Source organism: Streptomyces sp. NBC_00820, assembly GCF_036347055.1.
Taxonomy (GTDB): Bacteria; Actinomycetota; Actinomycetes; order Streptomycetales; family Streptomycetaceae; genus Streptomyces.
On sequence record NZ_CP108882.1, the window covers coordinates 84,757 to 96,279 of the forward strand.

Annotated in this window: 7 protein-coding genes; 5 read left to right on the forward strand and 2 right to left on the reverse strand. The window is 69.4% G+C overall.

All coding sequences use genetic code 11. The features are described 5' to 3' along the window. The first annotated feature begins 488 nt into the window (after positions 1-488). The 3 genes from OIB37_RS00315 (at position 489) to OIB37_RS00325 (ending at position 4,878) form a co-directional block, all read left to right on the forward strand. Positions 489-1,247: a TnsA-like heteromeric transposase endonuclease subunit gene (locus OIB37_RS00315; RefSeq protein ID WP_330455469.1), complete on the forward strand. Its 759-nt coding sequence runs from the start codon at positions 489-491 to the stop codon at positions 1,245-1,247. A gap of 16 nt (positions 1,248-1,263) precedes the next feature. Then, entirely contained in the window at positions 1,264-3,627 is a 2,364-nt protein-coding gene (locus OIB37_RS00320) for a transposase (protein ID WP_330455470.1), read from the forward strand. Between the two features lie 129 nt (positions 3,628-3,756). After that, the gene (locus OIB37_RS00325) at positions 3,757-4,878 is read left to right on the forward strand and encodes an ATP-binding protein (protein ID WP_330455471.1); all 1,122 of its coding nucleotides are present in this window, start codon (positions 3,757-3,759) and stop codon (positions 4,876-4,878) included. 197 nt (positions 4,879-5,075) lie between these two features. Here the strand turns inward: OIB37_RS00325 and OIB37_RS00330 are convergent, their stop codons facing one another. Further along, a complete protein-coding gene (locus OIB37_RS00330) occupies positions 5,076-5,252 on the reverse strand; it encodes a hypothetical protein (RefSeq protein WP_330455472.1) in 177 nt (58 codons plus the stop codon). Positions 5,253-5,435: 183 nt separating this feature from the next. On the opposite strand from OIB37_RS00330, the gene OIB37_RS00335 reads away from it, so the two are divergent. Beyond that, the gene (locus tag OIB37_RS00335) at positions 5,436-6,305 is read left to right on the forward strand and encodes a hypothetical protein (protein ID WP_330455473.1); all 870 of its coding nucleotides are present in this window, start codon (positions 5,436-5,438) and stop codon (positions 6,303-6,305) included. A 206-nt stretch (positions 6,306-6,511) separates the two neighbouring features. Here OIB37_RS00335 and OIB37_RS00340 read toward each other — a convergent pair whose 3' ends face one another. Next, a complete protein-coding gene (locus OIB37_RS00340) occupies positions 6,512-8,728 on the reverse strand; it encodes a DUF262 domain-containing protein (RefSeq protein WP_330455474.1) in 2,217 nt (738 codons plus the stop codon). A 248-nt stretch (positions 8,729-8,976) separates the two neighbouring features. Here OIB37_RS00340 and OIB37_RS00345 point away from each other — a divergent pair, with 248 nt between their 5' ends. Beyond that, positions 8,977-11,250, forward strand: a complete 2,274-nt coding sequence (locus OIB37_RS00345; RefSeq protein ID WP_330455475.1) for a hypothetical protein — start codon at positions 8,977-8,979, stop codon at positions 11,248-11,250. Positions 11,251-11,523 lie beyond the last annotated feature (273 nt).

Sequence of the window (11,523 nt, forward strand, 5' to 3'; positions counted from 1 at the left end):
GGCAACACGCCCTGGACCGGGAACCGCAGGCGCGTTCGTCCGCAGTTGGACCTCTTCTCTCTTTCCCAGGACTGATCGGCGCAGGATGCCTCCCGCAGAGCCAAGTCGGCTTCTTGGCGGGCGAGTTCAACAGCCAAACCGACACGCACGACGCGGGCGGCCACTACCCGACGCCCTCCCTATTCGCCAGCCTGTTCACCCTTTCAGGCGTATCCGGCGGGCGGTGACGTTCTCGTAGCGCGGTGCGGCGCAGCATGGGGATACCGGGCTGCCGCAAGCGGTCATCACCCGGAAGAGGCCAGAGGGGTGGGTGAACAGGTGGCGGAGGACTGGCGATCCGGCTCTCGTCGGCCGCTGCCGGTACGGAGGCCGATGGTGGCGGGCGGATTCGGGCGCCGACTGATGCACGGTCAGGGACTGGAACCGGAGGAACTGGCGGCCGGGCAGGCCCGCGGGACCGCGCTGCGGCGCGACAAGAGGTGGGCGGCGTGAGCACGGTGCGCGCCCCCGGCGACCTGGTGGACGGTGAGACAGTGCCGGGCGCGGGGCAGGGCGTCGTGGCTCTGTACCGCGAGCCGTACGGGCCGGTGCACTCGTGCGGCGCGGCCGGGCTTCGGGGGGTGGCGCTGGAGGAGTTCGGGCCGGTGAGCGAGCCGGTGCCCTACCGGGGCCGCAAGGGCATCATCACCTACTGGCCGGTGGCGACCCGGGAGCAGACCGTGGTGTGCGGCAGTCTGCGGCAGTGGCGGCTGGCGGTGGAGCTGGACTTCGAGCCGGGCTGGGTGGCGTTCAGTGCCGGCCCGGTGGAACTGCGGTGGCGGGCGGGAGGCCGCCTTCGCCGGTGGCGCCCGGATTTCCTGGCGCGCACGGCCGATGGCGTGCGTGAGGTGCTGGTGCTGAAGCCGCCTGGCCAGGAGAGCCTGCCCGAGTCGAGGCTTCAGGTGCTCGAGGAGGTGGCGCGGGCGGCCGGCTGGCGGGTGCGGCAGGTGCGTGAGCCGTCGGGGCTGCGCGGGCGCAATCTGGGATGGCTGGCCGGCTACCGGTTCCCCGAAGGCGACGAGAGCGGCCAGGGGCGGGCGCTGCTGGAGGTGTTCAGGCAGCCGGCAGGTCTGCGGGCGGGGGTCGCGGCGAGCGGGCTGGACGAGCTGACGGGTCTGGACCTCGCCTACCGGATGCTGTGGCAGCGGCGGCTGCTGTTCGATATCGCGCGGCCGCTGTTGCCCGACGCCGTGGCCTGGACGGCCTGAAGACGGAAGGGGGCGCATGGCGGGATCAGGTGAGGGCCGGCTTGCGGGGTCGCTGTCCATCGGGGCGGGGGTTCGCTGGCAGGGGCGCGAGTGGGAGGTGGTGGCGTGGCAGGGGGCGCAGGTCACGCTGGTGCCGCAGGACGGCGGCCAGGAGGTGCCCCGGGCGGTGTCGTACCGGTGGCTGGTGGGCGCGGAGGACTTCGCCGTCGTCAGCGGCGGTGGGGCACCCGTCGCGGACGGTGCGGCCCTTGGCGGCTGGGGGCGGCAGGAGGGCCGGGAGGAGGCCGCGCTGTGGCAGGCGCGCATGGTGGAGATCGACACCGGTCTGGCGCCGGGCAGGAGTGAGCATGCGCGGGGATTCGGGCCGGGCACGACGCTGGCCCAGCGGTGCGCCGCGATGTCGGCGCGGCTGGCCGCCGACGGCGTCCGCTGCTCCGCCCACACCCTCGCCGACAAGCGGCGCAAGTGGAAAGCGGCCGGGGAGAACCCGGTCGTCCTGCTGCCCGGGCCGCGGGACAAACGGCCGGGGGGCTTCACCGACCCGCGGTGTCTGACCGCCATGCAGGAGGTGGTGGCCCGGCGCGCACACGCGTCGGACGTGACCATCGACGTGATCCGCGAGGAAGTCGAGGACCTGCTGCACTCGCGGTACGCCGAGGAACTCGGCTCGGCTGCCGTGGCGGCTCTGCTGCCCTCCCGTTCCACCTTCTACCTGCGGATGAAGGAGTCCGGCCTGGCCGATGCCCTGGACCAGCCGACACGGGCCCGGGCCGCTCTGGCCTCCACGCCGCCGCTGCCCCATGGCGGGCGCGAGGTCGTGCTGCGGCCGGGACAGGTGACCCAGGCAGACACCACGCCGCTGCGGATTCTGGCCCGCGGCGACGACGGCCGGCCCACCGCCACGGAGCTGACCACGCTCATCGATGTGGCCAACCACAGCGCGTGCGCGCTGATGATCACGCCCAGCCGTCCCCGGGACGCCGAGAGCGGGCAGGCGGGCCAGGCGACCCGGGCGATCGACTTGACCCTGATGCTGGCCCAGGCTCTCGCGCCCTGGCCGGTGATGCCCGGCTGGGACCCACTGAGTGCGGCCGCCGCCTCCAGTCTGCCGTTCGGGGCGCTGCGGGCGGCGGACGAGCGGTTCACCGAGGCCACCGCCGCCCGCCCTGTCATCCGCCCCGAGCTGATCATCTACGACCAGGGCAGCCCCTATGTGAGCGAGCACTTCACCGAGGTCTGCGACCGGCTGCGCATCGCCCGCCGCCCGGCGCGTAAGAAGACCCCGACCGACAAGCCGCTCCCCGAGCACTTCTTCGTCACCCTCGCGCACCGCTTCAGTCAGCACGTCACGCACGGCTGGCAGGGCCGCAGCCACAAGAAACGCGGCCGCGGCATCGACCGGATGCCGCTGTACACGATCGCCGAGCTCCAGCAGATGGCCCAGGAGTGGGTGGCGCTGGAGTACCAGCAGACCCCCGACGCGGGGCTGCGCGACCCGTTCCGGCCAGGCGTCGTGCTGTCACCCAACGAGATGTACGCGGTCCAGGTGGCCCGCAGCGGCTACCGTGCGGTGCCGCTCTCCCCCGCCCAGAACCGCTTCTTCCTGCTGCGGCAGTGGGTCATCCCCGGCAAGGGCGGCTTCATGATCGACTATCGGACCTATCAGCCCATCGCGCAGGACGCCGGGCACTACCGGGAGATCCTCCTGCGTGGCGACTCGAAGCTGCCCGGCCGGGAGAAGCAGTGGGAATGCCGCTTCAACCCCTACCGTCCCGAGCGGGTGTGGTTGTACGACCACACGGCCGACACCTGGGTGACCTGCGATTTCCGGCTCCGGCACCTGCTGCACGATCCGTGGACCGCGGACATGTGGCAGGAACACGCCGAGCAGCACCGTGCGGCAGGCGGAAGCGCGAAGGACGAGGAGGCGATCGCCCTGTCCCTGGCGCAGCGTGACCGGCGACGGCGCAGTCGCAGACCGCCACCCAAGCGCACGGGAGCCGAACCGCCCTTCCAGGGACTGGAGTTGGAGACCGAACAGCCCTCCCAGGACCCCTACGCGGGCCTGGAGGAGTTCGACCTGTCGACGCTGCGTCCCTACCCGGCACTGCCCATCTCCCCCCTGGCTTCCCCGCCCGCAGCCACCCCGCCAGCGCTCCCCGCCGGCCCGAGCAACGTGGAGCGGCCCTCGGACAGCGGACAGACTCCGCATCCGCTGGCAGCACTCTTCCCCGACGACGGCGACGACAGCCCGCCGAATGCCTCCGCGACCGGCACACCGGCAGCTATCTACGAGGTCGTCGAGGCGGAACTCCTCGACGACCTCGATCCGGACGGCGATGACGGCAACGAGGCCGAAGACGACGTATGGGAGATATAGCGATCGAGGACAGAAGCCGTGACGACGTAGCCCCAGGCCGGCCCCGAGAGCGGCCAGGTTTTACGGTCCGGAGCCAGTCTGCGGGTGCGGGTACGGGTACGGGCAGGACCGTGACGAGAGAGAAGCGTGATGAAGGCATCCATCGAACTGCGTGACAAACGTGAAGCCCGTCTGCGTCAGCAGCTCAAGGACACCCCGATGCGGCCTCTGCCGCTGTTCCAGCTCACCGGCTGGACCCACTTCGTCGACGAGGAAGTGGAGCCACCCGCACTGGCGGCCGGCAGCAGTCCCACTGAGGACAGGAAGACGGACGAACAGGCCATCGCCTACCACCGGCATCTACGGATGGTGCCCACCGACGCAGTGACCCACATGCAGGAGATGGTCGTCGAGGCGGTCCACTCCAACAGCGGGCGCCGTGACGGGCTGATGGACCATGTCATCGACGGCCCCGCGGGCACCGGCAAGACCTGTCTGCTGCGGGCGATTGGACGCACTGCCCAGAGGGAGATCGAAGCCGCCATGGGCGGCAGGCGCCAGAACACGATCCCGGTGGTGCACATCACCACCCCCGCGGACCCGGAGCCGAGGGTGAACTGGCTCTGGGAAATCGGCTCCTACCTGGGTCTCAACCCTGAGCCGAAAAGCCTCGTGGAAGTCCTGGACATGCGCAAGCACCAGGACGTGACCCTGCCGGTCAACTACGTCCTGGAAACCGCACAGACCCGCCTGCTGCTCATCGACGACATCGACCGCGCCTCGCCGCAGCACCTGGCGAACGTGCTGCCCTACTTCGACTACCTGCGCGACAAGCTGGGCATCTCGCTCGTCTTCTGCGGCACCGGCGCCAGCCACCGCCTGCACCAGGCCCGCATCCTGGCCCAGGACCTGACCCGGGTCAGCGAGGAGAACAAGGTACGGCTCGAACAGGCGGGACAGCCAGCCGGACCCGTCTCGCCCTCCCCCACCGCCCTGCTGCCGGTGACCTGGCTGCACCCCCTGCCCCTGGACACCGAAGACGACGAGACTTTCCGGCGCGTCCTGGCGAGCTTCGAGGCCGACCTGAGCCTGTACCGGCTGGAGGAGAACGCCCTGAGCAAACACGCCGTCACACTGCACCAGCGCACCGGCGGCTACTTCAAAGCCCTCACCTACGTCATCTCCACCGCCGCCGTCATCGCGATCCGCAGCGGCAGCGAGAACATCACCGAGAAGGAGATCGCCGCCGCGACAGCCCAACTCAGCCCCTGAAACGAACCGCAGCGGACAAGCTGGGCCCCGTTCACGCCCGCGGCTGCCGGACGGCGGGAGCCCGGCGTCCGTGTGGTCCGCTCGCCCAGCAGCGCGGGGTTCTGCGGCACCGGCGGATTGCCCTCGATCAGGCGTCCGATGCCGGTGAAGGTCTCCGGGCGGCGAAGGCGGGTGCAACGATCCGGCGGGCGGGGAATTCAGCCGTGCCATTGGGCGAGCACCCAGCCGACCAGTAGCGATCCGACATGCCGGAAAGCGCCGGAGAGGAGGCTCAGGGACATCAGACGTGGCCAGGACATACCTCGCTGGCAGGGATCGGACTGCGCGGGCGAGGTGCCGGGGCAGTTGTGGCTCGCGGGCTCTGCTGTGGTCATGGAGAAGTCCTCTCTGGGTGGATGGCAGGCACCCAGAATCCGGCCAGGAACAGGGAAAGACGGCGGACTGTCGACCGGGCGGGCTGCCAGGTGGCCTGTGCTTTCGATCGTGGCAGCGACCGTGCGGCTGACGCACGCTCAAAGCGGCTCTGTCTGGGGCGGAAACGCTGTATTTTCCAGATCGTGCAGTACTGGGAGAGCATCACCGGACCTGGCACCATCGACGAACTGGTAGCCGACGCGCACGCGGCGGGCCACGCGGACTTCAACGCGCGGCTGGCCCATGCGTGGATCGCCAAGGGCATCCTGGGCAGCCCGCAGGTACGCACCCTGCACCGCGGCTCCGACAAAGCCCTGCACAGCGCCCATCAGCGCAAGCTGCTGCTCATCGTGCTCGACAAACGCCGCCGGTCGCCGGAGCTGAAGCTGAACTCCCTTGCCCAGATCCCGCTGGCCCTGTGGCTGTGGTGGGGCGAGGAGTACGTGGCCTTGCAACAGGCGCAGCGGGCGTTTTCCACCTGGCTCGGGCGCGGCCAGCGCAACAAGGACGTCGCCCGCGATGGGGCTGTGGGACTGCTGCGGCAGATCGACCACCCGCTGGCCACACCGACGGCACGCACCCGCCTGGTACGGCTGGTCACCCACCTGGGCAACGGCCAGGCCCTGACCCCACGAGGGCGGGCCGAACTGGTGGACGCGGTGCGGGAGGTGATGGAACCCGACAGCGTGTTCGCCGCCAGCGGGATGGTGCGCGCCGTGGGTCCCGTGGGGGCCCCGATGACGTGCGAGCACGTCGTCGCCCACGCCGAGATCATCAGCCTGGCCGTGCAGCACGTCCTGCGCGCGGGCGTGAGTGAGCAACTCCTGGAAGAAGCGCGCGCCGCGGCCCGAGCCTGGACGGCCGACTATCTCGCCGAGCGCCCCGGTCTCGAGGCGGCGGCCGGGTCCCTCGCCGACGCCTTCCGCTCCCCCACCCTGGACGAACAGGTCAACACCGCCGGCAAACGGCTGCTGTACACCGTGGGCCTCCTGCTGAGGCAGCGTCAGCAGTGACGGACGGCACGCCCGACCGGGGGCCTGCCAGCGGGCAGCCGGACGTCGGAGGAGTCGCTGACGCGCTCCACTCGCACATCGATCCCCGGAAACAGCACAGCCACGACCGTCTTGCTCGCCATGCCAGGACATACTCTGCCGAAACGATCCCCTGCTCACTTCGCTGACCGGGATCGGGGCAGCCGCCGGCAGACCTGCCTGACCGGCTACAGCGCGCCGGCCGCCGCCGCGCGGTCGCGGATGGTCCGCAGGCTGACGCGTACTCCGTTCTCTTCTTCGATGTGCCATTCGTTCATTCCCTGGCAGGTCTTGGTGCCGCGGGCGACGGCCCCGGCCTCGTCGGCCCGGCCGTAGGGTGTGCCTCCGGTCGCGGCGAGGATGATGCCGCCGTTCGCGTCGATGGTGGCCCAGTGCTCGGTGGCGCGGTAGGTGAGCACGATCCGGGTGCCGGCTGTCAGAACTTGGGCGTCGATCATCCTGGCCACGTCGGTGCGTCGGCCAGAAGCCGCTCTGCGCCGCGGAGGGGCCTGGCGCGGACGGGCGACTGGCTGGCCGGCGTCAGGCCCCGGAGGTGCAACGGCAGCAGAGACGGGCAACCCCAGGCGTTCGGGTTTCCAGATGTGTTCGAACAGGCGCAGATACAGCTCCTGTCGGGTCTCGATGACCGTGGTCATGGTCTCTGTCGGCCCGAAGGCCCGCATGTGCTTGTCGAGTTGGTGTGCCTTGATGAAGTCGCGCAGTTCAGGGTTGCGGTGATCGTATTGAGGGGCCAGGACGCCCAGGAGGACGTTGTTGCGGGCGTAGAGGCGGTTCTTGTCGTGGAAGGGGAGGTCATTGATGCTGGAGTTCTCGCGGCCTCTCAGCAGGCCGAGGCCACCGAGTTGGTTGCGGCGGCTGCGGAAGACGACCGGGTCTGGGATGTCACCGGCGACGCGATGGTGGTGGTTGGCCCATAGGTGTTCTATGTGGAACTGGTCGCGGTCGAGGTAGGCGAGGATGTCGAAGGGTTTTTTGCAGGCCTCGTCGGCGTAAGCGGTGGCGCGGGTGAGGAGATAGCGGATCTGATGGGCGTTGTTGCCTCTCAGGCCCAGGGTGATTGCTTCGCGCACCGGGTTCCCGTTGTGCTGGGCGAGGTCGCCCAGTGTGGAGGCGACGTCGGCGACGGTGCGGCAGCCGCGCAGGAGGGGGACGAGCTCGGTGTGGACCAGGGCGTCGGCGTCGGCGGACTGGACGGGCAGGTCCTGCAGGATCCGCAGGGCGTACCAGCGGTCGATGTAGGAGGCGACGAGGCGGCCCTTGTCCTTGGCGTCGGTGGGCCGGTCGTCGGGGGCGATGGCGGCGAGCACGGCGACGGACTGGACGCCGAGGCCGTTGCGCTCGTTGAACAGCACCGTTTCCAGGCGGTCGCCGTCCATCTTCAGGGTGCGGGTGGCGGCGAGGACGGGCCTGTACAGACGGGCCGTCTTCAGCAGATTCTGTACGAAGTTGAGGAAGTGGTCGGGGCGTCCCGGGGTCAGGCCGAGGTACTCCGCGTTGTGGCGTACCCACACGTTGAGGTTGGTGGTGATCTGGCGGCGGTCCTCGTCACAGTCCTCGCGCGCGCAGCGGGCAAGGAGGTATGCCTTGATGAAGCGGGATGCCGCCTGGGGGTCATCGCGGTCGGTGGAGAGTTCCCGCAGCATCTCCTGCCACTGGGTATTCAGCTGATCTTCAGCGGAGCCGACGTTGGACAGCAGATGGCTCTTGAGGAGGTCGACGGCGGTGAGGCGGGCGCCGCGGTCATTCATCGTCTCGAACATGCGGTAGCCGTGGTCGGGGCCTGCCGCCCGGATGCCCACCAGGACTACGCGGGTCAGGAGCCATTCGGTGAAGGGGTGGAGCTTCTCGGCGTCGAGTTCCTCGGCAAGCTGGGATTCGATCTGCTGGCCGCGTGCCCACAGGTTGCGGCGGGAGAGGGAGTCCCCCGCGCCGGTCTCGTATTTACGGCCCTCGCTGACGGATTGAAGGACGGGGTCGTGGTCGGTGATGCCGACGCTGAAGTGCTTGCCATCGGTCGTGATCACACGGTTGAGCTGGTCAACCGTGTGCGTATCACCGGCCTCCCGGGCCGACAGTCTCAGCTGCAAAAAGAGCAGGTGCAAAGTGACGAAGCGCTGCTGACCGTCGACGAGGAAGCGGCGCTTTTTCGACGGCTCGTGGTAGACGAAGGGGCCGAGGAAGTACTGCGGCGCGGTGTGGGGGCGGCGCCGGTACGCGGAGTCGCCCAACCAGTGCTTGAACGAGTCGCACAAATCCCGCAGCAGGGTGCGGACTTCTTCGTCACCCCAGGTGTAGTCACGCTGGTAGTAATCAATCTCGTACGTCACGTCACGGAACAGCTCGTTCAGGCTGAATCCCTGAGACCTGATCTCGTCCGCCCCCACGCAACCACCCCTCACCTGCCAGGCATATCCCGTCATGCTCCCAATCCGGCGCCACGGCGTACAGACGGCGCGGGAGTCTGGTCGACGGCATGCAGAAAAATATCGGCGCAGGCGACGGTGTCATCCCCAGCCCGCTGTTTTTCCCGACTACGGTCCCAGCCGCTGCTGCGGCGCACGTTTGCCCCCAGCCGTGCGGGCTGCGGGCAGGCCAACGTTGTGGGTGATGGCAGCCGCGACTGAAGGGGGCGGTGTCAGTACCCGCCGTTAGGGTCGGTGCTGTGATCAGGGAGTACTACCCGCGGGCGTGGCAGCACCTGCGCGACGCGCAGCAGGCCAAGATGGCGATGGCGCCGCTGTGGAGCACGCTCCTCAAGGACGGACTCGTCGAGGAGAGCGTGGTCACGCATCCGGACGGGTCGGGGGTCATCGGTGCCTGGCTGGCCTGGCCACCAGGCGGGCAGGCGGAACTGACCGAGCTGTTCCGCGGGTGTGTGCGGGAGTTGTGGGCGTGTCTGGATGCGCTGGTGGCGGAGTCGGTTGAGGCGTTCAGTGCGCTGCAGCGGCTGCGCAGGCCGGAGTGTCCCCGGTTCTTTCCGGTCGCTGATTCTCTCGAGGGGTTCAGGGCGTCACTGGCCGAGTCGTGCATGGACGGCACCCTGCGCTCGCACGTGGCGATGGTGGAGGATTGCCAGCCCTTCCAGGACAGCGACGGCGACGGCGACGAGGTCATCGACAGGATCCACCGCGGGCTGGGCTATCTGCTGGAGTGGGAGGCGGCGCTGGATTCGGGTGCGGTGATGGGCGCCTGGGCGACTCCCGTCGAACCGCAGGTCCATGCCGCGGCGCCCGCGGTGCTCGAGAGCGTGGAGGCGGCGCAGCCCGGTGCGCTCGACGGACAAGAGCGTGTGCTGGCCCGCTACCGGCTGAGCTCCTACCAGAGCGGGTGCGCTGTGAACGCGCAGGCCGGCACCTGGGTCGATCTGTGTTTCACCGAGGGGTTCGCCCCGGCCGATGACGAGGACACCTTCGATCAGCGGCTGTCGCTGGTGATCGAGGCGGTCACCCGGTTCGCCACCTCGTTCGCGTGGCTGTCCAGCCAGGTGCCGGGCAGCCGGCGCGTGTTGTCTGCCGGACGCGTCGGCGCTACGGATACCTGGATTGAGGCCACGCGCTCGTCGAGGCACTGGTCCGCCGAGGAACTTGCCGCGCTGGCCTCCTCGGACATTGGCCTGGGGCGGGTCCAGGACGCCGACACGCTCACGCTGATGGTGAGCACGCCCGGCGGTGTGTTCGAGCGGGTCGTCCCGCACTCGACACCCCTGCGCCAGCACGACCGGCGGGGCACGGCCGCGGAGACAGCCGTCAAGGATGCGGCCGCCACCTGGGGCCTGCCCGATTTTGTGATGGCCCCGAGCGTGGAGCGCAAAGGCCGTGGGGTGCGGGAGATCAGTGACGGACTGCTGGTGGTCGGCGACCGCGGTGTGGTCGTGCAGATCAAGGCCCGCGAGGGCGAACCCGCCACCGTGGAGCGGGAGACGTCCTGGGTCCTCAAACAGCTGACCGCGGCGGGCAAGCAGATCCACGGCACCGTACGCCGGCTGAAAACGCAGGGCGTGCAGATGGTCAACGGACGCGGCCATCGTCTCAGCATCGACAGCCCGGCCATCGACTGGGTAGGCGTCACCATCATCGAACACCCCGTTCCCCCGCAGGAGTTGGCTGTCCCCGAACACCACGGGAACACGCCGGTGATCGCCCTGCTGCGGCGTGACTGGGAGTTTCTGTTCAACCAGCTTCGCTCCACCCACGCCGTCGTCGGCTATCTGCACCGGGTCGGCACGTCGGCGCCCGTTCTGGGCGGCGAGCCGGAGCGTTACTACGAGCTGGCCGCCGCGGATGCCGAGGCAGCAGCGGAAGAGGCGGATCCATCCTGGACTCGGCGCGGCGGACAGCCGCACAGCGTGCCGCTGCTGCCCGCCGCCCCGGCCGGCAGTGACGACGACGAGGCCCACACCATGGTCCGCATCATGCTCGAGGACGTAGCTACCAGCCCACTGGACCCGGACGAGTGGGATACCCGGCAACGCGTCCTGGCCTCTCTCGACAGCCTGCCGGTCGGGTACCGCACAGATCTGGGCCGATTTCTGCTGGACGCGCTGGCCGCGGTCGCCGAGCCGGAGCCAGGCACCACGGTATGGCGGATGCGCACCTTCATCGCCGGGCCTGACCTGGATCAGCTTGGCTTCGCCGTCTGTTCCGCCCTGACCGACCACACCCGCGCCGCGTTCTCCGCCTGGCTTCAGCTGCGCCATCACGAACGCGGCGAGCATGCGAACCTCGCCCAGCTCATGTCGGTCGGTGCGCTGCTCACTCCCCGCGCCGACGGCTACCGGGAATGGGACACCACCATGAGTGCCATCAGCGGCGACCCGGAACTGACCGGTGAGGAACTACGCGCCTATCAGGATCTATTCAATACGCCCAACGGCCCGGCAGGCACAGCCTCAAGGCCATCGCCCTGACAAGGCGGCAAGACGGACAGCGGCAAGTTGCCTGCTACGGCGCCGGCTGGCGGCAAGCAGCTGGAGCAGAGCGTCAGATGAAGGGGGATCTGCCATCCGTCACGGCGCCCCATGCCGTCTGGCAGGGCCAGTGCGTCCCGCACTGCGAGCACCGTCAGCGGCCAGACGCCGCTGAGCGATCTTCACTATGCCAGCGTAGGAACAGACACCGGCCGTCAAAGGCGGATCGCTGCTGCCGTTACCCGTATGCATGAACTCCGTCCCCGCGGAGGG